At 66.9% G+C, this 25395-nt stretch carries 35 protein-coding genes; 17 read left to right on the top strand and 18 right to left on the bottom strand.

What is annotated here, in order from left to right:
- A complete protein-coding gene (locus ASF06_RS01005; RefSeq protein ID WP_055923966.1) occupies window positions 1-408 on the top strand; it encodes a DUF3224 domain-containing protein in 408 nt (135 codons plus the stop codon).
- Here the strand turns inward: ASF06_RS01005 and ASF06_RS01000 are convergent.
- Together ASF06_RS01000 and ASF06_RS00995 are read right to left on the bottom strand one after the other, a co-directional pair.
- Window positions 405-1031 carry a hypothetical protein gene (locus tag ASF06_RS01000; protein ID WP_055942231.1) on the bottom strand — a complete coding sequence of 209 codons (627 nt, stop codon included), beginning with the start codon at window positions 1029-1031 and terminating at the stop codon, window positions 405-407. The genes ASF06_RS01005 and ASF06_RS01000 overlap by 4 nt on opposite strands.
- A gap of 128 nt (window positions 1032-1159) precedes the next feature.
- Window positions 1160-1711: a TetR/AcrR family transcriptional regulator gene (locus ASF06_RS00995; protein WP_157411948.1), complete on the bottom strand. Its 552-nt coding sequence runs from the start codon at window positions 1709-1711 to the stop codon at window positions 1160-1162.
- Between the two features lie 286 nt (window positions 1712-1997).
- Between ASF06_RS00995 and ASF06_RS00990 the strand changes: the two genes are divergently transcribed.
- Window positions 1998-2939 carry an aldo/keto reductase gene (locus ASF06_RS00990; RefSeq protein ID WP_055942228.1) on the top strand — a complete coding sequence of 314 codons (942 nt, stop codon included), beginning with the start codon at window positions 1998-2000 and terminating at the stop codon, window positions 2937-2939.
- Window positions 2940-2942: 3 nt separating this feature from the next.
- Here the strand turns inward: ASF06_RS00990 and ASF06_RS00985 are convergent, their stop codons facing one another.
- On the bottom strand, window positions 2943-4337 hold the full coding sequence (locus ASF06_RS00985; RefSeq protein WP_055942224.1) for a protein kinase domain-containing protein: 1395 nt from the start codon (window positions 4335-4337) through the stop codon (window positions 2943-2945).
- Between the two features lie 161 nt (window positions 4338-4498).
- Here ASF06_RS00985 and ASF06_RS00980 point away from each other — a divergent pair, with 161 nt between their 5' ends.
- Window positions 4499-5005, top strand: a complete 507-nt coding sequence (locus tag ASF06_RS00980; RefSeq protein WP_055942221.1) for a GNAT family N-acetyltransferase — start codon at window positions 4499-4501, stop codon at window positions 5003-5005.
- A gap of 25 nt (window positions 5006-5030) precedes the next feature.
- Window positions 5031-5576: a DUF6328 family protein gene (locus ASF06_RS00975; RefSeq protein WP_055942218.1), complete on the top strand. Its 546-nt coding sequence runs from the start codon at window positions 5031-5033 to the stop codon at window positions 5574-5576.
- Here the strand turns inward: ASF06_RS00975 and ASF06_RS00970 are convergent.
- The 3 genes from ASF06_RS00970 to ASF06_RS00960 all read right to left on the bottom strand — a co-directional run bounded on the left by ASF06_RS00970 (window position 5534) and on the right by ASF06_RS00960 (window position 7481).
- Entirely contained in the window at window positions 5534-6694 is a 1161-nt protein-coding gene (locus tag ASF06_RS00970; RefSeq protein ID WP_055942215.1) for a DNA alkylation repair protein, read from the bottom strand. The genes ASF06_RS00975 and ASF06_RS00970 overlap by 43 nt on opposite strands.
- Before the next feature lie 43 nt (window positions 6695-6737).
- Complete coding sequence (locus ASF06_RS00965; RefSeq protein WP_055942212.1) at window positions 6738-7043, bottom strand: SHOCT domain-containing protein; 306 nt, start codon at window positions 7041-7043, stop codon at window positions 6738-6740.
- 81 nt (window positions 7044-7124) lie between these two features.
- Window positions 7125-7481: a hypothetical protein gene (locus tag ASF06_RS00960; RefSeq protein ID WP_055942209.1), complete on the bottom strand. Its 357-nt coding sequence runs from the start codon at window positions 7479-7481 to the stop codon at window positions 7125-7127.
- Window positions 7482-7535: 54 nt separating this feature from the next.
- Here ASF06_RS00960 and ASF06_RS00955 point away from each other — a divergent pair, with 54 nt between their 5' ends.
- Together ASF06_RS00955 and ASF06_RS00950 are read left to right on the top strand one after the other, a co-directional pair.
- Entirely contained in the window at window positions 7536-8342 is an 807-nt protein-coding gene (locus ASF06_RS00955; RefSeq protein ID WP_055942208.1) for a thymidylate synthase, read from the top strand.
- Window positions 8339-8842, top strand: a complete 504-nt coding sequence (locus ASF06_RS00950) for a dihydrofolate reductase (RefSeq protein WP_055942205.1) — start codon at window positions 8339-8341, stop codon at window positions 8840-8842. The genes ASF06_RS00955 and ASF06_RS00950 overlap by 4 nt, the downstream gene beginning before the upstream one ends.
- A gap of 3 nt (window positions 8843-8845) precedes the next feature.
- Here the strand turns inward: ASF06_RS00950 and ASF06_RS00945 are convergent, their stop codons facing one another.
- Window positions 8846-10129: an MFS transporter gene (locus ASF06_RS00945; protein WP_235500854.1), complete on the bottom strand. Its 1284-nt coding sequence runs from the start codon at window positions 10127-10129 to the stop codon at window positions 8846-8848.
- A gap of 64 nt (window positions 10130-10193) precedes the next feature.
- Between ASF06_RS00945 and ASF06_RS00940 the strand changes: the two genes are divergently transcribed.
- Both ASF06_RS00940 and ASF06_RS00935 read left to right on the top strand, forming a co-directional pair.
- A complete protein-coding gene (locus ASF06_RS00940; protein WP_055942201.1) occupies window positions 10194-11300 on the top strand; it encodes an AI-2E family transporter in 1107 nt (368 codons plus the stop codon).
- A 118-nt stretch (window positions 11301-11418) separates the two neighbouring features.
- On the top strand, window positions 11419-11982 hold the full coding sequence (locus ASF06_RS00935; protein WP_055942198.1) for a manganese efflux pump MntP: 564 nt from the start codon (window positions 11419-11421) through the stop codon (window positions 11980-11982).
- 24 nt (window positions 11983-12006) lie between these two features.
- Here ASF06_RS00935 and ASF06_RS00930 read toward each other — a convergent pair whose 3' ends face one another.
- Together ASF06_RS00930 and ASF06_RS00925 are read right to left on the bottom strand one after the other, a co-directional pair.
- Window positions 12007-12486: a PPOX class F420-dependent oxidoreductase gene (locus ASF06_RS00930; protein ID WP_055942194.1), complete on the bottom strand. Its 480-nt coding sequence runs from the start codon at window positions 12484-12486 to the stop codon at window positions 12007-12009.
- 9 nt (window positions 12487-12495) lie between these two features.
- The gene (locus ASF06_RS00925) at window positions 12496-13053 is read right to left on the bottom strand and encodes a CGNR zinc finger domain-containing protein (RefSeq protein ID WP_082500600.1); all 558 of its coding nucleotides are present in this window, start codon (window positions 13051-13053) and stop codon (window positions 12496-12498) included.
- A gap of 72 nt (window positions 13054-13125) precedes the next feature.
- Between ASF06_RS00925 and ASF06_RS00920 the strand changes: the two genes are divergently transcribed.
- The 6 genes from ASF06_RS00920 to msrA all read left to right on the top strand — a co-directional run bounded on the left by ASF06_RS00920 (window position 13126) and on the right by msrA (window position 16782).
- Complete coding sequence (locus ASF06_RS00920; RefSeq protein WP_082479437.1) at window positions 13126-14112, top strand: EamA family transporter; 987 nt, start codon at window positions 13126-13128, stop codon at window positions 14110-14112.
- 18 nt (window positions 14113-14130) lie between these two features.
- Window positions 14131-14703, top strand: a complete 573-nt coding sequence (locus tag ASF06_RS00915; RefSeq protein ID WP_055942188.1) for a dihydrofolate reductase family protein — start codon at window positions 14131-14133, stop codon at window positions 14701-14703.
- A 14-nt stretch (window positions 14704-14717) separates the two neighbouring features.
- The gene (locus ASF06_RS00910) at window positions 14718-15155 is read left to right on the top strand and encodes an SRPBCC family protein (RefSeq protein WP_055942185.1); all 438 of its coding nucleotides are present in this window, start codon (window positions 14718-14720) and stop codon (window positions 15153-15155) included.
- Entirely contained in the window at window positions 15155-15655 is a 501-nt protein-coding gene (locus ASF06_RS00905; RefSeq protein WP_235500853.1) for a DNA alkylation repair protein, read from the top strand. Before ASF06_RS00910 ends, ASF06_RS00905 begins: the two co-directional genes overlap by 1 nt.
- Window positions 15656-15745: 90 nt before the next feature.
- Window positions 15746-16267 (top strand): peptide-methionine (R)-S-oxide reductase MsrB, encoded by a 522-nt coding sequence (gene msrB / locus ASF06_RS00900; RefSeq protein WP_055942182.1) that lies wholly within the window; start codon window positions 15746-15748, stop codon window positions 16265-16267.
- Window positions 16264-16782, top strand: coding sequence for a peptide-methionine (S)-S-oxide reductase MsrA (gene msrA, locus ASF06_RS00895; protein WP_055923911.1), 519 nt, complete (start codon window positions 16264-16266; stop codon window positions 16780-16782). The genes msrB and msrA overlap by 4 nt, the downstream gene beginning before the upstream one ends.
- A 39-nt stretch (window positions 16783-16821) precedes the next feature.
- Here msrA and ASF06_RS00890 read toward each other — a convergent pair whose 3' ends face one another.
- From ASF06_RS00890 to pgi, 7 genes are all read right to left on the bottom strand, one after another.
- Window positions 16822-17448, bottom strand: a complete 627-nt coding sequence (locus tag ASF06_RS00890; RefSeq protein ID WP_055942179.1) for a TMEM175 family protein — start codon at window positions 17446-17448, stop codon at window positions 16822-16824.
- Window positions 17449-17519: 71 nt separating this feature from the next.
- Complete coding sequence (locus ASF06_RS00885) at window positions 17520-17849, bottom strand: hypothetical protein (protein WP_055942175.1); 330 nt, start codon at window positions 17847-17849, stop codon at window positions 17520-17522.
- A gap of 69 nt (window positions 17850-17918) precedes the next feature.
- On the bottom strand, window positions 17919-18536 hold the full coding sequence (locus ASF06_RS00880) for a J-domain-containing protein (protein ID WP_055942172.1): 618 nt from the start codon (window positions 18534-18536) through the stop codon (window positions 17919-17921).
- Between the two features lie 19 nt (window positions 18537-18555).
- A complete protein-coding gene (locus tag ASF06_RS00875; RefSeq protein WP_055923899.1) occupies window positions 18556-19068 on the bottom strand; it encodes a hypothetical protein in 513 nt (170 codons plus the stop codon).
- Window positions 19069-19073: 5 nt separating this feature from the next.
- The gene (locus tag ASF06_RS00870; RefSeq protein WP_055923896.1) at window positions 19074-19562 is read right to left on the bottom strand and encodes a glutathione peroxidase; all 489 of its coding nucleotides are present in this window, start codon (window positions 19560-19562) and stop codon (window positions 19074-19076) included.
- Window positions 19563-19582: 20 nt separating this feature from the next.
- Window positions 19583-20212, bottom strand: coding sequence for a dihydrofolate reductase family protein (locus ASF06_RS00865; protein WP_055942169.1), 630 nt, complete (start codon window positions 20210-20212; stop codon window positions 19583-19585).
- A 31-nt stretch (window positions 20213-20243) separates the two neighbouring features.
- Window positions 20244-21971, bottom strand: a complete 1728-nt coding sequence (pgi, locus tag ASF06_RS00860; RefSeq protein ID WP_055942166.1) for a glucose-6-phosphate isomerase — start codon at window positions 21969-21971, stop codon at window positions 20244-20246.
- Window positions 21972-22197: 226 nt separating this feature from the next.
- Here pgi and ASF06_RS00855 point away from each other — a divergent pair, with 226 nt between their 5' ends.
- From ASF06_RS00855 to ASF06_RS00845, 3 genes are read left to right on the top strand one after another with little or no spacing between them, the layout of a single operon-like run.
- Window positions 22198-22812 carry an RNA polymerase sigma factor gene (locus ASF06_RS00855; RefSeq protein WP_055942163.1) on the top strand — a complete coding sequence of 205 codons (615 nt, stop codon included), beginning with the start codon at window positions 22198-22200 and terminating at the stop codon, window positions 22810-22812.
- Between the two features lie 34 nt (window positions 22813-22846).
- Window positions 22847-23395 carry a hypothetical protein gene (locus ASF06_RS00850; RefSeq protein ID WP_157439027.1) on the top strand — a complete coding sequence of 183 codons (549 nt, stop codon included), beginning with the start codon at window positions 22847-22849 and terminating at the stop codon, window positions 23393-23395.
- 58 nt (window positions 23396-23453) lie between these two features.
- Window positions 23454-24491, top strand: a complete 1038-nt coding sequence (locus ASF06_RS00845; protein WP_055942155.1) for an AlbA family DNA-binding domain-containing protein — start codon at window positions 23454-23456, stop codon at window positions 24489-24491.
- A 56-nt stretch (window positions 24492-24547) separates the two neighbouring features.
- Here ASF06_RS00845 and ASF06_RS00840 read toward each other — a convergent pair whose 3' ends face one another.
- Window positions 24548-25126, bottom strand: a complete 579-nt coding sequence (locus ASF06_RS00840) for a GrpB family protein (protein ID WP_055942153.1) — start codon at window positions 25124-25126, stop codon at window positions 24548-24550.
- Window positions 25123-25389 carry a hypothetical protein gene (locus tag ASF06_RS00835; RefSeq protein ID WP_055942150.1) on the bottom strand — a complete coding sequence of 89 codons (267 nt, stop codon included), beginning with the start codon at window positions 25387-25389 and terminating at the stop codon, window positions 25123-25125. The genes ASF06_RS00840 and ASF06_RS00835 overlap by 4 nt, the downstream gene beginning before the upstream one ends.
- Between the last annotated feature and the right edge of the window lie 6 nt (window positions 25390-25395).

Raw genomic sequence — 25395 nt, 5'->3', positions numbered from 1 at the left:
ATGACCGACGACGCTCCCTTCATCGCCCCCTTCGAGATCATCGGCTGGGAGCAGTCCTCCTACGGCGACGAGGGGGAGCGCAGCGAGCTCGCCCGGGTGACGGTCACCAAGGTCTTCACCGGCGACATCGAGGGGGAGAGCGCGGCCGAACTGCTGATGGCGAGCAACCCCGTCGGCGCCGGCTATGTGGCGTCCGAGCTGTTCACCGGCGTGATCGGCGGTCGCGCCGGATCCCTGGTCATCCAGCACGGCGGGCTCGCCGAGGGTGACGACGGTCACAGTTTCGGCAGCATCGTTCCGGGGTCGGGCACTGGTGCGCTGGCCGGCGCTCGGGGCGAGGCGATCTACGCGAACAATGAGGAGGGGCACACACTCACCCTCACCTTGCGGTTCGTCGACGAGGGCTAGCCGACGACGAGGTTCTCGGGCGACATCAGCAGGATGAGCACGAGGGACAGGCCCGCGATCGCGCCCGCGGAGACGACGGCGCCCAGCAACGGCCACCGCTCGAACCAGTAGAGGATCGGCGCGTAGTCACGACGAAGCGCGGCCCGGGTGATGGGTTCTTCGACGCGACGCACCGGCACGTCGAACGCGGAGGCCAAGGCCTCGATGCTGTCGACCGACCAGAACTGCCCACGCATGCGCAGCAGCGCATCGCCGGTGGTGTCGAGCAGGAAGAGCTGCTGGACCGTCTCGAGCGACTGACCCCGGTAGACCGTCAGGATGAGCACGCTCTCGATGCGCTTGCTGGCGACCCTGTTGGTGGTGAAGAAGCCGCGTTCGCTCACGCAGTCGTGCGAGATGCGGATCGACACACGCGAGAGCAGGTAAGACGCAAGGGCGTAGACGACGGTGACGACCACCAGCGCGACCAGCACACGGGGCCAGGTTCCGCGAGGGATGGTGAACCAGAACACCGCGGCGAAGACGGGAATCAGTAAGGCGGCGGTGACCAGACGTGTCTGACCGTGCAGCTGGGCCACCGGCCGGAGGAGGCGTTCGGCGCGCGAGACCGGGTTCTGAATCACCGCGACCCCATTCCTCATGCTCCGAAGGAGAGGAGGGGCCGGGCGCCCCCGCCTCCGGCAATCGTAGATCGCGCGGTGCGGTATCGGACAGCCGCATTAATGAGGACACGCCGTATCGGCGTGTCAGGTCACTTCGAGGCGGCGGGCTCTCCGGCGCCGACCAGCTCGACGGCGACGTCTGCCAGGCTCTCGATGAGCGTGTCGGATGCAGGCTTGTGCAGCACGAGCTCGCTGAAGTAGACCGGCCCGACGAGCTGGGCGAACTGCTCCTCGGTGACGGGGCCGATGAGCTCACGCAACTGCTCGAGGCGCTTGTCGCTCATGTCGTCCATCGAAGCGACTGCCTTGTCCTCCTGCGTCGCGTGGTGGATCAGCGAGGTCAGGGCCACCTTGGTGATCGGTTCGTGGATGCCGTCGCGCACGCTGGTCAGGAAGTGCACGACCCGCTCGCGATTCGACAGGCCCTCGGGATCGAATCCGTCGCTGCCGGGCGCGAGGCTCACGGCCTCGCTGATGACCTGCTCGATGGTCCCCCAGTGCACGTAGAGCGTGCGTCGGGAGACCTCCGCCTCCTTCGCGAGGCTGCTCAGGGTGATCGTCTCGCCGTTGCGCTCCGAGAGCATACGACGGGTCGTCTCGAGGACGTGCAGGCGGGTTCTTTTGATTCGGGGGTCAGTCACGAACGCAATGATAGGCGACACGTATCCTTTGCAGCACCGCCTTGACTAAGATCGCTTGACACTGTACGTAGCGTGCCGGATTACTCCATTACCGCCAGTTCGGTCATAGGGGAAGCGCGAGAGTCTCCGGAATCGAAGCTTTCACCTCATAGATCACCCCTTTCACTCGATTGGGAGGGATTCGGGGGTATCTTGTCTGCGGAACGACTGCGGCCTGCCGGGCGGGTGGCCCGTTCTAAAGTACGTGGTGGTTCTCAGTGATGTAAAACAGTCGAAGGAGTGTGTCGTGACCACAATCGGTTCATCGGATCTCACCGTTTTTCCCCTCGCTCTCGGGGGCAACACGTTCGGCTGGACGAGCGACGAGCCGTCGTCGCGGGCGGTGCTCGACGCCTTCGTCGCCGGTGGAGGAGACCTGATCGACACCGCCGATGCCTACTCCGCCTGGGTTCCAGGCAATTCGGGTGGCGAGTCCGAGACGATCATCGGTCGATGGATGGCGGACGCGGGCAACCGATCGGATGTCGTGATCGCGACCAAGGTGAGCCAGCACCCCGAGTTCCGCGGTCTCTCTGCGCGCACGGTCGCTGCGGCGGCCGACGCGAGTCTCGCGCGTCTCGGCACCGATTACATCGATCTCTACTACGCGCACTACGACGACGAGAACATTCCTCTCGAAGAGACGGTGGCCGCCTTCGATGCGCTGGTCACCGCCGGCAAGGTGCGCTACGTCGGCATCTCGAACTTCACGGCCGAGCGGGTCTCCGAATGGGTCGGTATCGCCCGTCGAAACGGCTTCGCAGCCCCTGTCGCCCTGCAGCCGCACTACAACCTCGTCCATCGTTCCGCCTTCGAGCAGCACCTCGCTCCCGTCGCCGAGCGGAACGACCTCGGCGTTCTGCCCTACTACGGACTCGCGAGCGGGTTCCTGACTGGCAAGTACCGCACGACCGCCGACCTCGACCAGAGCAGCCGCGGGGCGGGTGCGAAAAGCTACCTGACAGACGAGGGCCTCGGCGTCGTCTCCGCGCTGGCAACGGTGGCGGATGCGCGGGGCGTCGCGATCGCGAGCGTCGCGTTGGCCTGGCTGCTGGCCCGGCCGACCGTGGTGGCGCCGATCGCCTCTGCCCGCACGATCGATCAGCTGCCCGATCTGCTCGAAGGCGCCCGCCTCGAACTCACGGCTTCGGAGATCGCGCTGCTCGACAACGCCTCTGCCGGATTCTGAGGACTAGGGACTGACCGTTTCCGTTGCGCCGGAAGCGCGGCGCAGCTCGAGGCGGAGTTCCAGTTCGTTCATGACCATCGCGGCGAGGTCCGTCAGGGTCTCGAGCTCGTCGGGGCTCGTCTGGCGGGGCTCGAAGTCGAGAACGCAGAGGGTTCCGAGATTGTGCCCATCACGCGTGGTCAGGGGCACTCCGGCGTAGAACCTCAGTCCGAACTCCCCGGCCACGAGCGGATTGGCCATCGCCCGCGGGTCGAACGACGCGTCATCCACCACCCACGCCTCGCCGCCGAGGATGGCGGAGGCGCAGAGGCCGGCGTCGCGGCCCGTCTCCGAGATCTTCAGGCCGTGATGAGACTTGAACCAGATGCGGTCGAGATCGACGATGCTGACGATGGCGATGGGAACATCGAAGAGTCGGGCGGCGAGTGCCGTGATGCGGTCGAACGTGCCGTCCGCGGGGGTGTCGAGCACGTCGTAGCGCCTGACGGCGGCAAGACGGGCAGCTTCGTCGTTCGGCAGAACCGAGGCCGCGGGTGCGCCATGCCGAGCGGAATCGGTCAGGAAGGCGCGACGGAAGAACAGGATGATCTCGCCCAGGGCCGGCCGGTCGGCGATCGTGCGCGAGGTCATGCCGGTGAGCACGATCCGCCAGTCGACGGGCAGGTCGTCGGGCACCTCGGGGTCGTCGAGGAGCCGCGCCATCGCGGCCTGCAGCTTGGGGCCGGTGAACGAGGGTTGGCCGCTCAATGCTTCGAGCAGCACAAGACCGAGCGAGTACACGTCGCTCGCGGGGCCGAGCGCCTCGCCTCGGGCCTGTTCCGGGCTGAGGTAGGCGGCCGTTCCCGTGGCGGAGCCGCTGTTCTCGGGCAGGCTCTTGGGTGACTGTGCGATGCCGAAGTCGGCGAGCTTCGCCCGCGTGCGCACCCCGTGGCTCGTGTACTCGGCCAGCAGGATGTTGGCCGGCTTCACGTCGCGGTGAACCACGCCGTGGTGGTGGGCGTACTCGAGTCCCTCAGCGAGGTCGTATGCGAGCTGGGCGACCTGACGACGGGTCATCGGCCCCTCGGCGAGCGCCTCTTTGAGGTTCTTGCCCTTCACGAGTTCCATGACCAGGAAGCGGCGCGGGTTGTCGGGGTCGGTGCGGTCGATTCCCGCATCGTGGAGTGTGACGAGGCTCGGGTGGTTCAGGCTGGCGAGCACGGCGAGCTCGTGATGCTGGCGCGCGAGCTCCTCGGTGTTGGCCGGCGCGGGCTCGAAGAGCTTCACCGCCACGTCTCGACCGAGCATCTGGTCGTGTGCGCGATAGACGGAGGCCATTCCGCCCTTGCCGACGAAGGAGTCGATGCGGTAACGATCGTGCAGCACGGAGTACGGGTGGCGCGCCGTTTTCTCGCTCATCGTGCAGCCCCCATCCCCAGTGGATGCCGTTCACCCCTACCAGTGATCGTAGAGGGGTATACGACGGAACCTCAGCAATGGAGTCGGGGGTTGACGAGTGGTGCCCGGCCGTGCTGCGGCGGCTTTTTGTCTGGTGCCCGTGTGTTTGCGAGAATCGTCGGATGCCCGCACCTCACGCACCCGAGATTCAGCACGTCGAATGGACCGATCCCCGCGCGGTGGCGATGCGCGCGCTCATGGATGCGGAGATGCACGTGCGCTACGGCCTCGACAGCCCGGCCGACGCGGAGCTGTCGGCCAAGATCGAACATGCGCTCGCGGTCGATGAGACGACGGTCGTCGACACGGTGCTGCTGGTCGACGAGGGTGTCGCGGTGGCTCATGCCGGTCTTCGGATGCTTGGCTCAGACTCTGGTCAGGAGTGGGAAGTCAAGCGGGTCATCGTCGACGGCTCGCGGCGTGGGCGAGGCCTGGGTCGCGCAGTGATGACGGAGATCATCGCCATCGCCCGCCGCGGGGGTGCGCGTCGCCTCATTCTGCAGGCGGGAGACCGGCAGCCCGAGGCGGTCGGCCTGTACACCAGCCTGGGATTCATGCCGATCCCGGTGTACGCGCCCTACGCCGAGGTCATGCCCCAGTCGCTGTGCTTCGAACTCGTGCTTCGGTAGCCTGACGGTAGAACAAGGAGCGCACGTGAACGACACCACCGGCAATGCGGCCGACCAGGACGCGGACCCGAACGACGGACGACACGAGACTCCCACGGAGAGACTGGATCGCAACTGGGACGAGATCCTGCAGGAGCTGCGCGTCATTCAGACGGGAACCCAGATCCTCACCGGCTTCCTGCTGGCGGCGGTGTTCCAGAGCAGGTTCTCCGACCTCGACGACTATCAGAGAACCGTCTACGCCTGCCTCGTGGTCGTCACCATCCTCACGACCGTGATGGGACTGGCTCCTGTCAGCCTGCACCGCGTGCTCTTCCGTCAGCGCGCGAAGGCCACGATCGTGGACTCGACCGACCGTTTTCTGCAGGTCACGATGGGCGGTGTGGCGATCACCCTGGCCGGTACCGCGATGCTCATCTTCGACTTCGTCTTCGGACGTGCCGGCGGTGTGCTCGCCGGTGTGGGCGTGCTCGCCGTCGTGTGCATGCTCTGGGTCGTGCTGCCGCGCGTGCTGCGGCGTCGCGCCGCTCACGGAGTCGGCAGTACGACCTCGAACGACCGGCGCGAGTAGCGGCGACCGTTGATCTGCAACTCGATCAGGTGCGTTCCCGCGTAGTGCACCCGGGTGGTCATCTGGTGGATCGCGTGTCTTTTCCTCAGTTCCACGGACTCTCCCGGCTCCAGGTCTCGAGTGGTGAGCTTGAACACCTTCTCGGCCAGCGCCCCGGAACTCTTGACGTAGGACACGACGTAGTCGACCGCGAGCCTCACGCGTGACTCTGCGTCGTTGGTGACGGTGAAGGAGAAGTCGAGCGCTCCGGGAAGCACGACCGTGTCGTCGGCGACCGAGATCTCGGAGGCCACGACGGATGTGTCCGAGAAGCCCATGAGGGCGAGGGCTCCGGGGTCTGCCCTCTTCACCAGTGTGCGGAGCCCGTGCCGCACCACCCAGCGGGTGTTCTCGTCGGGCTCGCGCATCCATCGCCTTGCCGTCTGCACCACGAGGCTGGGGTTCTGCCGACTGAGATCGTTCAGGTGGTTGGCGACCGAGCGCCGCACGTACTCGCTCGGGTCGCGACGGAGCGCATCGAGGATCGGCACGGTCTTCTCGGGTCTCGCGGTGAGCTCGGCCACCCGAACCGCCCAGGGCAGAAACGCACGCGTGCCCTCGGTGGCCAGCCGGCGAACGTGCTCGTCGTCGCTGAGGGTCCAGGGCAGGATGCGGTCGACGGCGCGGTCGAGGTCGGCCGCCAGGAACCGCCGGATCGCGAACTCGGAGCTGAGGCGGGGCGTCAGCTCGGAGAGCAGGTCGAGGCCGTCGTCGAAGGGGTCGTTATCGAAGGGGCCGTCGTCGTGGGGCATGCCGCTCGACCAACACAGGAGTGCCGCCGAGGTGACGGCCTCCGACACGGGCCAGACCATCCATCCGGCGAGCGCGTTCCCGTGCAGGGCCCGACGAACGGTTGCGGCGAGACGACGGTAGTTCGCAGCGTGATCGTCGTCGGCGCCCGAATTGTCGCGCAGAATGGCCGCCGCCACGACGTCGCTGCGTGCGCGCAGCTGAAGGCCGTCCACTGCGTCGGCCGACTCCTCGACGGCGATCCAGTCGCGCGAGGGGTCGGCGTCGCGGAGCAGAGCCGTCAGGCGCACGACGGTTGTTCTATCGATCAGTTCGTTCATCACACCCATGCGGTCACGGTACTCGACAGGTGTGACAGGGCAGAATGCGCCGCTAGAGCTGCGTCAACAGGCGCGAGCGTGCGGTGTCGTACTCCTCGCCCGTGATGGTGCCGGCAGCGCGCAGCTGTTCGATCTTCTGTAGCCGCGCCTCCACCGTGGGCTGGGAACTCAGCGCATCGCTGTCGAGCAGCTTCGTCGCAATGTCTGTCTGGAGGGTCAGTGGATTGTGGCCGGCCTTGCGAACGCGAGCCGCGTTCGTGACCGCAGAGACGATCACGAAAATCGCGACGACGACGACGATGCCGCCGATGACCCAGAAGATGACGGGCATGAATCCGGACATGGTGCTCTCGGGCATGATAATTCCCTTCTCTCTGCCTTCAACCCTGCCGCCGATCAGCCCCGAACGGGGGGTATACGGAGGGAACTCGGAGGAAGATCAGGCGTCGATGATCGCGATGAAGCGTGAGCCTATGCCGTCGAGTTCACTGCGCTTGAGGCCCTCGGCGGGCAGGGGGATGTCGCCGATGCTGTGGTGATCGCACGTCAGGTAGGTGAAGTCGGGCCACCACTTCTTCGGCCTGACCGACTCCTCGAAGCCGCACACGTCGCACCTGAGCTGCACCCAGACGGCCTTCTTGCCGGTGCGGTTGGCTCGCGACTGGGCGAGCCAGGGCGGCGGGTTGTCGTTCAGCTCGTCGAGCTCGGCCTCGGAGATCTTGCCGGCGATGCCGTGCTTTCGAGCCATCTCCACAGAGATGTCGAGGCGGAGGGCGGCTTGAAGTCGAGTGATCATTACTGTCCACGATAGTTCGTCCCACGCGGGCACCCGGTGGTTTAAGATCGCAGGGTGCCCACACTTCAGACTCCGTACGAAGATCTTCTGCGCCACACGCTCGAGACGGGGGCCGCGAAGTCCGACCGCACGGGCACGGGAACGACGAGTGTCTTCGGCGCCCAGCTGCGCTTCGACCTGAGCGAGGGCTTTCCGCTGATCACGACCAAGCGGGTGCACTTCAAGTCGATCGCCTACGAGCTGCTGTGGTTCCTGCGCGGCGAGAGCAACGTGGGCTGGCTGCGCGAGCACGGCGTCACGATCTGGGACGAGTGGGCCGATGCCGACGGCGAGCTCGGCCCCGTCTACGGTGTGCAGTGGCGCTCGTGGCCCACGCCGTCGGGCGGCCACATCGACCAGATCGCGAAGGTCATCGAGACGCTGAAGACCGATCCCGACTCGCGGCGCATCATCGTGTCGGCGTGGAACGTCGCCGAGATCCCCGACATGGCCCTGGCTCCCTGCCATGCCCTCTTTCAGTTCTACGTGGCCGACGGCAAGCTGTCGTGCCAGCTCTACCAGCGCAGCGCCGACCTGTTCCTGGGTGTGCCGTTCAACATCGCGAGCTACGCGCTGCTGACCCACATGGTCGCCCAGCAGGCCGGCCTCGAGGTCGGCGACTTCGTCTGGACGGGCGGCGACTGCCACATCTACGACAACCATGTCGAGCAGGTCACCGAACAGCTCACCCGCGAGCCCTATCCGCTTCCGACGCTGCGCATCACCCGCACGCCCGACAGCATCTTCGACTACCGCTACGACGACTTCGAGATCGTCGACTACGTGCACCACCCCGCCATCAAGGCGCCCGTCGCCGTATGAGCGTCGCCCTCGTCTGGGCCGAGGCGCGCGGCGGAGTCATCGGCGGCGACGGCACGATCCCGTGGCACCTGCCCGAAGACCTCGCCCACTTCAAGGAGGTCACTCTCGGGGGCACCGTCGTCATGGGGCGCCGAACCTGGCAGTCCCTCCCCGAGCGCTTCCGGCCCCTTCCCGGCCGGCGCAACGTCGTGCTCACCCGCGACCGCGGTTTCGCCGCCGAGGGCGCCGAGGTCGCGCACTCGCTCGACGAGGTTCTGGATGCGACGGGTCGCGACGATCCGTCGGCTCCCGTCTGGGTCATCGGCGGCGGCGACATCTACGCGCAGGCCCTGCCCCTGGCATCCCGCCTCGAGGTCACCGAGGTCGACCTCGACGTGGCGGGTGACACCCGGGCGCCGGCCGTCGACCCCGCGGCCTGGGGCTCGACCGAGGCGACGGACTGGCTCTCCTCGCGCACGGGCATCCGCTACCGCTTCGTGAGCTACGCGCGCACTCGGTAGCGATCAGCTGTGGCTGCTGTGCCAGTCGTCCTCGAGCATGCGGGGACGTGCGACCACCCGGCCCGCCACGACGACGACCGCGAGGGTGAGCAGCAGGAACACGAGGGGAGCGGTCCAGCCGCCGGAGAGCTCGTGCAGCACGCCGACGAGCAGCGGCCCGAGGGCACCGAGCGCGTAGCCGATGCCCTGGGTGAATCCGCTGAGCGCGACGGTTCCCTCCGGCGTGCGGCTTCGGAGCCCCACGAGCACGAGCACGAGTGGGAACAGCAGGGGACCGGCTCCGGCCAGGGCCACCCACAGCCAGGGGAGGGCGGCCGGAGCGAGCAGTAGACCGCCGTAGCCGAGCACGTAGAACACCAGACCAAGCGCGATCAGCGGCCCGACGGAGCGCATGCGGCTCGCGAGAACCGGCACGAGAAGCGAGAACGGGATGCCCATGCCGGCGTAGAGCGACAGCAGTACGCCGGCCTGGGCGGGCGACACCCCGGCGAGATCGATGAGGATCTCGGGGAGCCACGCGAAGGCCGCATACACGTTGAGGCTGGTGGCGCCGAACAGCAGGCCCATCGACCAGGCCAACCCCGAGCGCCAGACCGTGCCGGCGACGGCCGACGAGACCTCCGGCAGCAGCTCGGCGTCGAGCGGCGAATCGGATGCCGCCGGTGCGGCCGCCGCCGTCGACCGGCGGTCGCGCATCCAGAGACCGAGCCACGGCACGATCGCGACCAGCGCCAGCACCGCCCACATCGAGACGCTGACACGCCAGCCGATGGAGTCGGCCACGGGCACGGCGACGAGCGGAGGGATCAGGCTGAAGAGCGCCATGATCGTGACGTAGACAGAGGTGAGCGCCCCGATCGACGACGGGAAGTACTTCTTGACGATGGGCGGCAGGACGACATTGGCGACGCCCATGCCGGCGAAGGTGAGCACGCTCGCCAGGGCGAGCACGGCGTAGTCGGGCGACAGCCCACGCGCGAGGTGACCGATCAGGATGGCGCACAGCGCCGCGATCAGCAGGGTCTCGAGGCGCAGGTGCCGCTTGAGAGCGGGGGCCAGCAGCCCGAAGACCGCGAAGCAGAGGGGAGGGAGCGTTCCGAGCAGGCCCACTCCCACGCTGTCGACGGGAACGTCGACGCTGATCTGGGAGAAGATCGGCGACAGGGCCGCAACGGCAGTGCGCAGGTTGACCGCGACGAGAACGATGCCGACAAGGGCGAGCGCGCGACCGCCGGCCCGCGCCGACGAAGCCGAATCGCCGGTCGGGGGATGAGGGCGGTGCGGCACCGGGCAAGTATAGGTGCGCGCGTCCAGGGGGTGCGCCGATCCGATCATTCCCTAGGGTGTCTGTATGACCGTTCCCTCCGGCGAGCCCACGACGACTCCCTCATTGCGATCCCTGCTGACCGACAAGATGGGTTCCCTGGCCATCCGCAGCGGCCAGATCCTCATCGTGCTCGCGCTGGCGGTGGTCGTCGTGTTCGCGCTCGTGCAGCTCAAGCTCGTGGTCATCCCCGTGCTGATCGCGCTCATCATCGCGGCCGCCGCGTCCCCGATCATGCGCTTCCTGAAGAACCGCGGCATGTCGGCGATCCTGGCGACCTGGCTGACCCTGCTCGCCGGCATCGTCGTGATCGGCGGTCTGGTCACCCTCATCGTCTTCGCCGTGCGCGGCCAGTGGGACACGCTCGCGTCGTCGGCCAAGGACGGCCTCGACCAGCTGCAGAACTTCATCACGAACGGTCCGATCCCGGTCGACGCCGACCAGATCGAGTCCGCCAAGCAGGCCCTCATCGACTTCGCCACGAGCAGCCAGGCCGGATCGGGTGCCCTCGCCGGCGCATCCGTCGTCGGAGAGCTCGCCACGGGAGCGGCGCTGGCCGTCGTGATCCTGTTCTTCTTCCTCAAAGACGGGCCGGCGATCTGGGCCTTCTTCCTGCGACCGTTCCGCGGCCACCGCAAGGCCCGTGGCGAGCGCATCGGTGCGACCGCCGTGCGGGTGCTCGGCGGCTACGTGCGCGGCACGGCCATCATCGCCTTCGTCGACGCGGCCGGCATCGGTATCGGCCTCGCGATCCTGGGTGTGCCCCTCGCCCTGCCGCTCGCCGTCATCGTCTTCGTCACGGCCTTCATCCCGATCGTCGGAGCGACCGCCGCCGGCGTGCTTGCCGCCCTGGTGGCCCTTGTGGCGAACGGGCCGGTCATCGCGCTGATCGTGATCATCATCGTGATCGCCGTGAACCAGCTCGAGGGCAACTTCCTGCAGCCCGTCGTGATGGCGCAGTCGCTCAAGCTGCACCCGCTCGTGATCCTCGTCGCCCTCACCGCCGGAACCATCCTCGGAGGCATCACGGGAGCCGTGCTCGCGGTACCGATCGCCGCCGTCGGGTGGGCGATCATCAAGACCTGGAACGACGACGAGTCGCGCCCGCGTGCGGGTGTCGACGCCGCAGCTTAGGCGGTCCGAAATCCCGTGAATCGGGGCTTTTCGACCGGGCGGTGCGCGCGCGGCTGGCAGGCTGGAGATCTCAACGGCGAGCAGTTCATCGCTCGTTCCGTGAAAGGTCTCCCTTCGCATGGCCCTCTGGTCACTCTTCCTCGTCGCGCTCGGAGTCTCGGCCGATGCCTTCGCCGTCGCCTTGGGCAAGGGCCTGCACATGCGCCGCTTCAACGTGCGCAACGCCCTCATCATCTCCGCCGCGTTCGGCGTGTTCCAGGCTGTCATGCCCGTGATCGGATGGTTCCTCGGCACCCAGTTCGCTGCCTACATCACGGGCGTCGACCACTGGGTGGCGTTCGGGCTGCTCGCCGTCATCGGCGGCAAGATGCTCTGGGAGGCGTTCTCGAACCCCGAGGACAAGGAGGTCGACGACCGCCTCAAGATCCGAGAGCTGCTGGTGCTGTCGGTGGCCACGAGCGTCGACGCGCTCGCGGTGGGCCTGTCGTTCGCGTTCCTGTCGATCTCGATCGCCGAGACGGCCGTGCTCATCGGAGTGACGACGTTCGTGCTGACGTTCGCGGGCATCCTGATCGGTCATCGGGCGGGCGTGAAGTTCCGCCGCCCCGCCGAGATCGCCGGCGGGCTCATCCTGATCCTCATCGGCACCCGCATCCTGCTCGACCACCTCGGCGTGCTCTGAGGCGGGTGCCGGGCGGTCTCGCGCTCATTCCCCGTCGAGTCGGGCGGCCACGTCGGCCGGAAACCCTCCGGTCGAGATCGGGCTCCACCTGGTGGGCGTGATGCGCAGCAACGACTTGTTCTGGATGGCCATGGCGGCCCTGTACTCCTGCCAGTCGGGGTGCTCGCCCGCGATGCTGCGGTAGTAGTCGACGAGGGCGTCTGCGGCCTCGGGCATGTGCAGCACCTCGGCGTCGCCGTCGACCTGGATCCACGCGTCGTTCCAGTCGTCGGAGAGCACGAGCACCGACGCGGCCGATCGGCGCTCGGCGTTGCGGGTCTTGGCCCGGCCGGGGTAGGTGGAGACGACGATGCGACCGAGCTCGTCAACGCCGCCCGAGACGGGCGACATCTGGGGCCGGCCGTCTGCGCGCGTCGTGGCGACGAGCATCCGGTGCCGGGGGCGCACGAAGTCGAGCATTCCGTCGCGGTCGACGGTGGTGTTGGTGGAGATGGTTCTGGCCATGCGCCAAGGCTAGGCGCTGTCGGCCGCCGCCCGCTCGCGGAACGCGATCATGTTCACCCGGTTGCCGCAGCGCACGCTGCAGAACCTCTTCGAGCCGTTGCGCGAGAGGTCGGCGAAGATGCCCTCGCAGTCGGGGGCCCCGCATGAGCGCAGGCGCGTCATCTCATCGGTGCGGATCACGTCGACGAACGCCAGCGCCGCTTCGCTGAGGATGCGATCGGCGAGCGGTTCGTCGTCGGCCGACGCGTGCAGGTGCCAGTCGAAGGCGTCGTGTCGCACCAGCTGGGGGAGTGCTCGCGTCTGCCGCAGTATCTCGTTGACCTCGTCGGCCGCCGCCTCGCGTTTCAGGCTCCAGACGTGTCGCAGCCGGGCGCGTGCGCGGTGCACGTCGGCCAGCTCCCGCTCGTCGCGATCGAAGCGCCCGGTGTACCCGTGGGCGCTGAGAAGCTCGGTCAGTCGGGCGGGAGTGGCGATCTCGTCGGTGCCGCTGCGAGACGCGGAGGCGACCGTATTGCCGAGCGCCACGATGAACGCCAGGATGTCTTCAGTGTCAGGGGCTAAATGCAAATTGACTCCTTACTCATTCTGAGACTAGCGTCTGGATCACGGAGCATCAACAGCTGTTCGAAAGGGAATGCCATGCCACGGTCTCAGACCTCAGCCGGTCTCGTCATCGCCGTGATCGCGGCGGCCACGTTCGGCAGCTCCGGCGCCCTGGTCAAGCCGCTGCTCGAGGCCGGCTGGAGCCCCGCGGCGGCCGTCACGGTGCGCGCCCTCGTCGGCGGCATCGTGCTCTCGCCCGTCGCCATCGTGATGCTGCGCGGACGCTGGTCAGCGCTCTGGCGCTCGCGTGGTCGTGTGCTCGCCATGGCGCTCATCGGCGTGGCCGGCACCCAGCTGCTCTACTTCGCGGCCATCCAGCGCATCCCGGTCGGCACCGGCGTGCTCATCGAATACATGGCCCCGCTGCTGCTCGTCGCCTTCGCCTGGGCGCGCACGCGCCGGATGCCGAAGGCCGTGGTCCTGATCGGCTCGGTCGTGGCCCTGGTCGGCCTGGTCATGGTCGTGTCGCCGGGAGGCTCGGCGAGCTTCGACGCGCTCGGACTCGGCTTCGCGCTCGCGGCGATGGTGGGCTGCGCGGTCTACTACCTCGTCGCCGCGCAGCCGAGCGACGGCCTTCCTCCCGTAGCCCTCGCAGCCGCCGGGCTGGTCATCGGCGGGGTCGCTCTCGGAGCAGTCGGCCTGACCGGGCTCGTGCCGTTCACGGCGACCTTCGGCGATGTGGCCCTGTTCGGCGGAACGGCGCCCTGGTGGATCCCCCTGGCGATCGTCGGCGTCGTGTCGACAGCGATCGCCTACGCCACGAGCATCACGGCCAGCGAGATGCTGGGCTCCCGGCTCGCCTCCTTCGTCGGTCTGCTCGAGGTCGTGGCCGCGACCTTCTACGCCTGGCTGCTGCTCGGCGAGCAGCTGACGATTCCGCAGCTGCTCGGGGGCGTGCTCATCCTCGTGGGCATCGGCTTCGTGAGGAGCGAGAAGACCGAACCGCCGCTCGACGCCCCGATCGAGCCCGCCTCGACGAAGCGCGGAACGCCTCGGAACGATCGGGTGCGGCTGCCCGAGTAGACGAGTAGTGTCCTGACCATGGCGAAGCTGCTGTATTTCGGGATCGGGTCGCTCGACGGCTACGTGGCCGACGAGAACGGTCGATTCGACTGGGCTGAGCCCGATCACGAGGTGCACGCCGCGGCCAACGAGGTCGCCCGACCGATCGGCACCTACCTCTATGGGCGTCGCATGTACGACGTCATGTCGTTCTGGGCCTCGCCCGAAGCCGAGTCCGACCCCGATCAGGTCATGCAGGACTACACGCGCATCTGGCGGGCGGCGGAGAAGGTCGTGTTCTCGACGACGCTCGCCGAGGCATCCACCGACCGCACACGTATCGAGCGCTCGTTCGATCCCCGCTCGATCGCGGAACTGAAGCGCACGGCCGCCGCCGACATCAGCATCGGAGGAGCGCACCTTGCCGCGCAGGCGATCGCCGCCGGGCTCGTCGACGAGTACATCTACGTCGCGTATCCCGTGGTCGTGGGCGGCGGCACCCCCTTCTTCCCGCGCGCAGCGCACCTCGACCTCGACCTCGTCGATGTGCACAGGTTCGGCAACGGAGCAATCTCGATGCGCTACCGTTCACTGCACACAGAGCAGCACTGACGAGGAGTACGACCATGGCAGGACTCACCATCACCCGCTCGTTCGCCGCGCCTCGCGAGGCCGTCTTCGACGCCTGGACGAACCCGGAGAAGTTCGCCGTGTGGTTCGGCACCGATGGCGTCGACGTTCCCGCCGAGACCCTGTCGATGGATGTGCGCCCGGGCGGATCGTGGAAGGCCGTGATGAAGCTGCCCGACGACACGTCGATCAGTTGGATCGGAGAGTACCTCGAGGTCGATGCGCCGTCTCACCTCGTGATGACCATCACCGACAATCCCGCGCTCGATGCGCGCGGCGTGATCACGGTCGATCTCGCTGAGGTCGGCGGCGGCACCGAGATGATCATGTCGCAGGAGTCCCCGGGTTTCGACCAGGGCCAGCTCGACCAGACCGCCATCGGCTACAACGCGTTCTTCGATGTGATGGGCACCCTGGTCGCCGAGAGCGAGTAGTGGCGTCGCAGCACCTGGGCGAGGCCGCCGACGCGATCGACGAGGCACTGCAGTACGAGTCGTCGTGGCAGCGCGCAGAGGAGCATCGCGCCCGCTTCGGCGACGGAATCGAGTACTACGGCGCGTCGGTCGGTGCCATCCGAGCGACCCTTCGCGACACCCTGAGGCGGTATCCCTCTCTCGCACACGACGACATCACGGCCCTGAGCTCGCTGCTCTGGTCCGCACCCGTGTATGAGCGCCGCCTGGCCGCGATCATCCTGCTGCAGGGCAATCTGTCGGTGCTCGTCGTCTCCGACCTGACGAGGCTCGAGGGGTTCCTGCGGTCGAGCATCCTCCCCGACATCGCCGTAGGGCTCGCACACGACGTGATCGGGCCGCTCGTGCGGTCGCTCGGCGATCGGGATCGACCCCGCGCAGACACCGTCGTCGCCCGCTGGGCGCGAGGCGACGATCCGCTCCTGAGCAGGGCGGCGGCCGTTGTGGATGCCCGTTCCTGAGTGTTTGCCGACACCGGAACATCCGGTGGGGCACGCCTGTTCTACCTGATAGTCGCGGCAGCCAGCTGCGCACCATACGAGGAGACGACAGTGTCAGCCCAGTACAGCAAGACCCCCGAGGCCATAGCCCGCCTCACTCGCCAGCAGCGCCGCGTCACGCAGGACGACGCCACCGAGCCCGCGTTCCAGAACGAGTTCTGGGACAAGAAGGACGCGGGGCTCTACGTCGACGTCGTGTCGGGTGAGCCGCTCTTCGCATCGACCGACAAGTACGACAGCCGATCCGGCTGGCCCAGCTTCACCGTTCCGATCGACCCCGCAAACATCGTGGTCAAGACCGACAAGGCCTTCGGCATGGTGCGCACAGAGGTCCGGTCCGCCCACGGCGACAGCCACCTGGGTCATGTCTTCGACGACGGACCGGCCGAGGCGGGAGGGCTGCGCTACTGCATCAACTCCGCGTCGTTGCGTTTCATCCCTGAGGCGGACCTCGAGAAGGAGGGCTACGGTGATTACCGGAGCCTGTTTTCGACAACATCGACGCTGAGTACATCGACGTCGAGCACGACCAGCACCACTGCATCCACGAGCACCGAGGAGATCTCACGATGACCACGACAACCGAAACCGCAATCCTGGCCGGCGGATGCTTCTGGGGCGTCCAGGACCTGATCCGCAAGCGTCCGGGAGTGATTTCGAGCCGCACCGGCTATTCGGGCGGCAACACCCCGAACGCCACCTACCGCAACCACGGTTCCCACGCCGAGGCGCTCGAGATCGTCTTCGACCCCTCGCAGATCAGCTACCGCGACCTGCTCGAGTTCTTCTTCCAGATCCACGACCCGTCGACCAAGAACCGCCAGGGCAACGATGTGGGAGAGAGCTACCGCTCGGCGATCTTCTACACCTCCGACGAGCAGAAGCAGGTCGCGCTCGACACGATCGCCGATGTCGACGCATCCGGTCTCTGGCCCGCCAAGGTCGTCACCGAGGTCGAGCCCGCGGGCGCGTTCTGGGAGGCCGAGGAGGAGCACCAGGACTACCTCGAGAAGTACCCGAACGGCTACACCTGCCACTACGTGCGTCCAGGCTGGAAGCTCCCGCGCCGTGAGCAGTCGGTGGCCTGAGCACTGACCTCGAGCTGAACCCGCGCCGGGTTCGCCGCGTCATCGACGCGGCGGACCCGGCGTTCTCGTTCTCGGGTGGATGCGTCGCGCGACGAACCCGTCGACTGCGAGCAGCAGCAGTGCCCACGGCCCGATGACGGGCACGAGAACGGCGAGAAGCAGGGCGACGGCCATCGTGATCGCCGTCACGACGTCGCCCTTGAGCTTCGCAGCGCCCCGATTCTGCGGAGACTGCAGTGCGGGCGTGCGGGTGACGTGCCACTGCATCGCCAGGGCAGCCAGGCAGGTCACGAGCATGTTGCCGATGTAGACGCCGGTCGTGGCAGGATCCCGACTGTCGGACGTGCCGATCAGGCTGGTCGTGAAGGGCAGCAGCACGATCGAGAAGAGCCAGACGGCGTTCGCCCAGAAGAGCGGCGGGTCGAAGCTGACGAGCTCTCGCATGATGTCGTGATGGTTGATCCAGAACCGGCAGATGACCAGAAAACTGAGAAGCAGAAGCAGAACCTGGCTGCCGCTCGATGCGACGATCTCGCCGAGCGACGGAGCACCGCCCTGTGTGGCATTCTCGGCGAGCGGCAGAACGAGCAGCGTGGCGGCGATCGCCACGACGGCGTCGCTGAAGGTGACCAGCCGGACGAGGTCTCCCCGCGTCTGCTCAGCCACGATGCACCTCTATCGACACAGTGAGGGCGACCAGTTGCGGCGACATGCCCTGAACTGTAGCCGCACGCCTGTCAGTATTCGAACTCGAAGTCCGGATAGGCCGCGGTGTCGTTGGACAGCGCCATGATCGGTCGATGCAGTCCGTCGATGCGTGCGCGCAGATCGCTGACGACCGCGGGGTCGTCGAGATCGCGGTGGGTCACGCCCGCGGGGGTGCAGAAGATCTGGGTCGTCGGCCCCAGCAGCAGGTTCGACTCGTCGACCTCGCCGTTCACCAGCACGGGCACGGTGATGAGGTCGGACCGACCTGACCGCACCAGCGCGAGGGCGTAGTCGAAGACCGCGGTACAGACCTCGTAGCCGACGATCAGGGTGCCGCCCCCATAGTGAAGCTCTCTCATGTGTCCACTCTCGTGTGCCCGGTATTGCCGGTGCAATGGGGTTGCACGGGCCGATGCCCGTGACTAAGGTCAGCCTAAATTATCTTCTCGGCGTGACCGGGTGCGGCGAAGTCTACGCCGTTCTCGCCAGCTCATCGCCCGATATTCGGCCTCCTCGCGCTCCCGCGCCTCCGTGTATTCCCGGTAGCGCGCATCCCGCCGTTCGCGCCAGCGCAGCACCTCGGCGTCGACATCGCGCGGACGCGTGACGACCGGCGGCCCGCCCTGCAACTGCCGCCGGGCTTCGATGACGCGCGCGTTGAAATCGGTGAGCATGCTGCGCACGGCCTCCTCCGACGGGGCGGCATCGAGGCGCTCGTCGAGCTCGGCGTCCTCCGTTCGCAGGGTCAGCGCCGGCGGACCCAGTCCGGTCAGACGCTCCCGCTCGATCTTCTGCCTGATCCACCAGTTCGGGTCGTAGGCGTTCTGCAGGCCCGTCAGTGGTTTGCCCGCGCCGGGCAGATCGTCGAAGTCGCCCCGGCGCATGGCCTGCTGGATCGAGATCTCGACGATCTGCGCGCGCTGCTCCATGGTCGGCTGTCCGGCGTCGACCGCATCGTCGTCGCGTTCGCTCTCGGGGGTGAGCTTGTCGACCTGATACCGGGCGACGTTCAGCCGCGAGTCACGAGGTTCCGTGGGTCCACCCATGCATCAAGCCTACGAGTGCTCAGCCGTGCGCCAGCAGTTCGAGGCCGACCACCGCTGCGCCGACGGCGAACTCCGCTCCGAGCACGATGAGGCGTTGCCACCAGGCCAGTTTCACGCGGCGCACGGCGAGAAAGCCGATGGCGATCAGCGAGATCGTGAGGGCGATGGTGGATGCGCGCAGGGCCGCGTCGACACTCCAGGCATCGAGAGCGGCAAACCCGATGAAGATGAGGGGGAGCACGACCGTGGCGAAGGCTCCGAAGCTCACCGCGGCCATGCGTCGGATCTCGGCCGCTGTCGGCACGGTCGCGTGCACCGCGAGGTGGGAGACGACGTCGGCCACGAAGACCGCCAGCAGGGTGCCGATCACCGTGATGCTCAGGGTCGATGCCGCCTCGCCAGCACTGAGCTCGTCTGTGGAGTGCGACTGCATCGCCAGCACCACCGCGAGGCTGGTGAAGGTGACGTAGACGCGTTCCTTCAGCGCCTCCGCGCGGTGCTCCGGGGCGACGGTCGCCGGATCGCTCCGCACCGCCGCTACTGCGACGGGGTGGGCAGCGACGATTCGATCAGCCCGATGATGGCGGGGTCGTCGGGCTCGGTGCGCGGGCTGAACCGGTGCACCGCGCCGTCGGGGGTGACCACGAACTTCTCGAAGTTCCAGCTGATGCGGCCCTTCTTGCCGTCGACGTCGGGCGTCTTGGTGAGCTCCTTGTAGAGCGGGTGGGCATTGCGGCCGTTGACGCGGATCTTCTCGAAGATGGGGAACGTGATGCCCCATGTCGTCGAGCAGTACTCCTGAATGGCCTCGTCGCTCGAGAGCTCCTGGAGGAACTGGTTGCTGGGGAAGCCGAGCACGGTGAAGCCCTGGTCTCCGTAGGTCTTCTGAAGGGTCTCGAGCTTCTCGTACTGCGGGGCGAGGCCGCAGCGAGAAGCGACGTTGACGATCAGCCTCACGCCGTCGTAGGCGCCGAGGGTGGTCTCTTCACCCGTCGTGGTGGTGATGGGAATGTCGTCGAGGTTCATGATGTCAGCCTACGACTCCTTCATGTCATATCGCCCGTCGTGGGCACCTCGCCCGTCGGGCCGTAGCGGAGGAGTAGCGTCCCCTCCGTGGAGATGGTCGACGACGAGAGAGGCTCGAGTCTCATGGCCGGTCCGTCGGCCGGGAAGAGGCGTTTGCCCGCGCCGAGCACGATCGGATAGACCCACAGGTTGAGCTGGTCGAAGAGGCCCTCGGCCACCAGGGTGCGAGCGAGGTCGATGCTGCCGATCACGTGCACCTCGCGGTGGCGCTCGCGGAGTGCGTTGACCTCGGATGCCAGATCGAGGCCAAGCAGGTGCGAGTCCCGCCACGGCAGTTCCGGCTCCCCCCGCGAGGCCACATACTTCGGGATGGCGTCGAACGCGGCCGCGATCTCGTTCTCGGCCCCGCGGTCGCCTGCGAGCTGGTTCGGCCAGTATGCGGCGAAGATATCGTAGGTGCGCCGGCCCAGCAGGAGCGCATCCATACGCCGGATGCCCTCGATCACCTGCACGCCCACGGCCTCGTCGTTCATCGGCGCCTGCCACCCGCCGAAGCCGAATCCACCCGACGGGTCCTCCTCGGGCCCGCCCGGGGCCTGCATCACGCCGTCGAGCGTGCTGAACAGATCTATCTCGATGCGACCGGCCATGGTCGGCTCTCCTTACGCTCCTAGCTGCGCACTACTTGCGCAGCTCCAGGTACTTCGCGATGAGCGACTTGCTCGACGAGTCCTGAGTCTCGAGGGCGGCCGCATCTCCCGCGACGGCGGGCGTGATCTGCAGCGCCAGCTGCTTGCCGAGCTCGACACCCCACTGATCGAACGAGTCGATGCCCCAGACGGTGCCCTCGACGAAGACGATGTGCTCGTAGAGAGCGATGAGCTGACCCACCACGCTCGGCGTGAGCGCGGGAGCGAGGATCGACGTCGTCGGACGGTTCCCGGCGAACTCGCGTGCGGGAACGACGGACTCCTTCGTGCCCTCGGCGCGCACCTCGTCGGCCGTCTTGCCGAAGGCGAGGGCCTTGGTCTGCGCGAAGAAGTTGGCCATGAACAGCGTGTGCACATCCTGCCCCGGCTCGACGCCTGCGCCGTCGCCGGTTGCGTCTTTCAGCGGATGCGCCGGGTTGGCCACCGCGATGAAATCGGCAGGGATCAGACGGGTGCCCTGGTGGATGAGCTGGTAGAACGCGTGCTGGCCGTTCGTGCCAGGCTCGCCCCAGAAGATCTCGCCGGTGTCCGTCGTCACGGGCGAGCCGTCCCAGCGCACGCTCTTGCCGTTGGACTCCATCGTGAGCTGCTGCAGGTAGGCGGCGAAGCGGTGCAGGTACTGGGCGTAGGGCAGCACGGCGTGGCTCTGGGCGCCGAGGAAGTTCGTGTACCAGACGTTCAACAGGCCCATCAGCACGGGCACGTTCTGCTCGAGGGGGGCCGTGCGCATGTGCTCGTCGACCGCGTGGAATCCGGCGAGGAACTCGCGCCAGTTGTCCGGGCCGATCGCGATGACGACGGAGGTGCCGATGGCGGAGTCGACCGAGTAGCGGCCGCCCACCCAGTCCCAGAAGCCGAAGGCGTTCTCGGGATCGATGCCGAATGCGGCGACCTTGTCGAGAGCGGTCGACACGGCCACGAAGTGCTTGGCCACGGCGTCGGTGCGCGCCTCGTCGGTGTCCTCCAGAACGCCGGCAGCGCCCAGCTGAGCCCAGAGCCACTCGCGGGCGAGGCGCGCGTTGGTGAGCGTCTCGAGGGTGCCGAAGGTCTTGGACGCGACGATGAAGAGGGTGGTCTCGGGGTCGAGTCCGACCGTCTTCTCGAAGACGTCATTGGGGTCGATGTTCGACACGAATCGGGCCTCGATGCCCTGCTGCACGTAGGGCTTCAGCGCCTCGTAGACCATCACGGGACCGAGGTCGGATCCGCCGATGCCGATGTTGACCACGGTCTCGATGCGCTTGCCCGTGACGCCGGTCCACTCGCCAGATCGCACCTTGTCGGCGAACGCGTACACCTTGTCGAGGGTGGCGTGCACGTCGGCGTCGATGTCCTGCCCGTCGACGATGAAGCCCGCGGGCGGAACGAGGCCTTCGCCGTTCTTCGGTCGACGCAGTGCCGTGTGCAGAACCGCGCGGTCTTCGGTGACGTTGATGTGCTCGCCGGCGATCATGGCCTGGTAGCGGCCGGCCACGTCGACGTCTGTCGCGAGCTGCAGCAGGTTCGAGAGGATCTCCTCTGTGACGAGGCCCTTCGAGAGATCGACGGTGAGGTCTGCCGCCTGGAAGGTGTAACGCTCGGCGCGGCCGGCGTCGGTGTCGAACCAGGCTCGGAGATCAGGTGCGAAGCCATCGGCGATGGCGGCGAGGTTTTTCCAGGCGTCTGTCGTGGTGGGATCGACGGGAGCGGATTCGGTCAAGGGGTTCTCCGTAAGTGCCGGTGGCGCGCGGCCCGCGACTCTCGCGGCGGTGCGAGGCGAGCCACCGACAAGCCTATTCCTGTGGGGGTGCCCATGCGACGCCCCATTCCGACGCATGCGCGTGCGTCGGAAAGAACCCCTCGCTCTGGGGGCACCAGCGCGGCAATCGTCGCATGGGCCGAGTCCGAACAATGCGTATACATATTGTTCGACGCCTGGAGTCCGCATGCTCGCCACGATCTCAGCACCCCGTCCGCCTCGCTCTGCCGATCACGTCGAGCGAGTGCCCCTCGCGGGGCTGCAGTCGGATTCGGATCGTGTCCTGATCATCCGAGCGGCTTCGGGCGATGATCGGGCCTTCGGTGTGATCATGCGTCGGTACGCGACGCTGCTCAACGCCGTCGCGTATCGGGTTCTCGGAGGCACCGCCGATGTGGACGATGTCGTGCAGGAGACATTCCTCGCCGCCTGGACCCATGCCGACAACGTCATCGACGGAGACACGATCGCAGCCTGGCTGATCACGACCGTTCGTCGACGGTGCTACGACCGGCTGCGACCAGCAGCGCTACGCAGCCGGGCCGATCTCGACGACGATGTCACGGCATCCGATGACCACGGCCCGGATGCCATCGCCGACCGGCGAGCGTTCGTCGCCGACGCTCGGCGCGTTCTCGACCTGATGACCGACGTGCAGCGTCGCTGCTGGGAGCTACGGCAGATCGACCGCCTGAGCTACGCGGCGATCGGTATCGAGTTGGGTATCCCCGCCACGACCGTGCGCGGGATGCTGGTTCGCACCCGGGCGCTGCTGGCGGGGGAGCTGTCGGGCTGGCGCTGACGCGCCCGTGGCCGTGTGCCCTAAAGTCGGGTGGATGAGTCGAGACGCGGGAACCGGACCGGATCCTCTCGTGCGATTCGGCCGCCCCACCCCGTGGCGCGGCATGGTCGTGAGTCTCGTCCTGGGCATCGGTGCCACGCTCGTCGGCACCGTTTTCGGGCTCCTCAGTGCGCACCCTGAACACACGCCGCTCATGCTGATGTTCCTCCTCATCCCCGCCATCGTCATCCCGCTTCTGATCGGTCTCAACCAGTACGCGGAGTTCGATCAGCGCAGCGGTCTCATCCGCATCAACGGCGGAGAGGCGCAGCCGTTGTCGTCTATCGTTCTGGCCCGCACGATGATCTTCCGTGGTGTCAGCACGCTCGACCTGGGAACGGGGCCCGGCCGCAGGGAGCGCTTCATCGTGGCCAACGGTCCGTTCGGCAGCCCGAGGGTGGAGCGCGACTGGGTGCGTCACCTGCTGCCGTACACCGGCCTGCCGCGCCGGGGCACGATGCCGCCGGACGCCTTCGGCACCAGGCATCTCCGCTCGGCGACATTGGAGGACGCCACGGTATTCGCCCACGAGTGGCTCAAGTGACGGTAGATCGGTCCCTGGTCCGCAGGTAAAGTTCCGTCAATTGCACTGGAGATAAAACATGCGTATTGTCACCTTCCCCAATGGAGTCGAGGTCAGCTGTCATGCGGATATCGACGTCCGCCTGGACGAGGTTTCTGATCTAGAGTTCGGAGTCGTGTGCCAAGCACTCGCGCATGAGCTGACAGAAGATGCACGTCTGGGCGTGACTACGCCTCGTGCCGAGGCGGGGTTGGGTATTCCCGCCGACCCGCTTGACGTGAGAGCCCCGCAAATGGGATTTAGCAATGAATACCTGACATTCGATCTGCACGAACGGACAATGCTCGTTCAGGTGCTGCACCCGGCGGTCACGACAGGCGACGGCATCGAAGCCGCCCTTTCGAAAGACGCGGGACGTCGCAGGCTCGCAGTGCTGTCGGCCGAACTGAAGGAATACAGAGATGCCAAGTCTTGCGATGTGGCGATGTCGGTCACGGACGACATGTCGTTTGGAGAAATCGCTCTGGAGGCTTATCTGATCCTCGCGCGGCTGCGCGGCACGTTATCCGAGAGCGACACCCCCGCAGCAGTCATGGAGAAACTGCGAGTCGGAGCATGGTCGACTTTGTTGGGGATGGCCGAGAGTGACTGGCTCGAGGTGAAGCGCGCGATGTATGGCCTTGGAGACGCCCGCCAGCGGTTTGAACTTGCGCTCGATGTTTCGAGCTTCGCCAACTCAAAAGACGGCGGAATGATCATCATCGGTTTTGGAACGGGTCAGGACGCCTTCGGCAGGGACGTGATCGACAACACTGCTGGAATCACGAGGCTAGAGGCCTCGGTGGCTCGAATCGAGGATGTCATTCAACAACTCGTCTCCCCGGCCCCGCAGGGACTCGTGATCGATGTTTTTCACCAAGATCATCGGTCTGTGCTGGCCATCCTTATTCCGTCGCAGTCTGCTGCATGGCTCCCCTTCCTGGTCGAGGGTGTCGTCCTAGATGGAGCCAAAATGTACGGTCAGGGATTTACATGGGTGGAACGCAGAGGGACATCGAAGCGCGCCGTATCTCTCGCTGACGTGCAGCTACGGCTTCGCCCGCAGCTCGCCCCGTGACCGGAGTACTGAACGACTGGAACGCATCGAGTCATGCCGTTTTGCAGACCTCGATTCTATGTGCACTCCAATAGTTCCGGATCTACGCGCGCGGCCTTCGCCCGCTCCTTGATCGCGGCGATCACGTCGGTCTTCGCATCGGCGTAGTCGTTCATGTCGCCCCACTGCCTGCTCAGCAGCTGCCGCTTCGTCTGCTCGTAGAGGCCGCGATCGGTGGCATCGGAGCGGAGGTGATCGCGCAGGAGCAGGTACTCGTCGATGGCGGGGGCGCCTCGCTCGTAGATGTGCACGTGCACGTCGCGGGAGGGCGTGCGCACCAGGCGATGCCCGGGTTCGCGAACTCGCAGCTCGTACCCGGCCGCGAGGAGGGCATCGAGGTAGTCCTCTTCGGCCGTGATGTCGTCGACCGCGACGACGATGTCGATGATCGGCTTCGCGGCCAGGCCGGGAACGGAGGTGGATCCGATGTGCTCGATGTCGACGTCGACGGCTCCGACGGCCGTGAGAATCCGTTGCCTGTGCTCCCTGTAGATACCGCGCCAGCGGTCGTCGTACTCGGAGAGCGCGACGGTGAGCGCCTCAGGGCCGCCCACCAGGTGGAGGGATGCGACGTCTGGTCTGCGGCCTCGGGTCATGGCGCTTCGGGAGTCACCGTCAGGCTCACCGTGGGACGGCTCGGCGCCGGCTGGTCGGCGACGACGTCATCCAGGGTCAGGATGCCGTACCCCTCGACCACGCGGGACTCACCCACGGTCATCGTGACGGCGATGTCGCCGGTGGGCAGACGCAACAGCAGGCGGGCCTTCGACACCCCGGCCCGTGTCGCCGCATCGATGATGCCGATCGTCAGCTCGTCGATGGTCGGCTGTGAGCCCTGTTCGGCGGTGATCGTGCTCATGTCTGG

Source organism: Agreia sp. Leaf244 (genome assembly GCF_001422695.1).
Taxonomy (GTDB): Bacteria; Actinomycetota; Actinomycetes; order Actinomycetales; family Microbacteriaceae; genus Agreia.
Note: the sequence above shows the minus strand (reverse complement) of the source record. Positions and strands in the feature narration are given on the sequence as shown.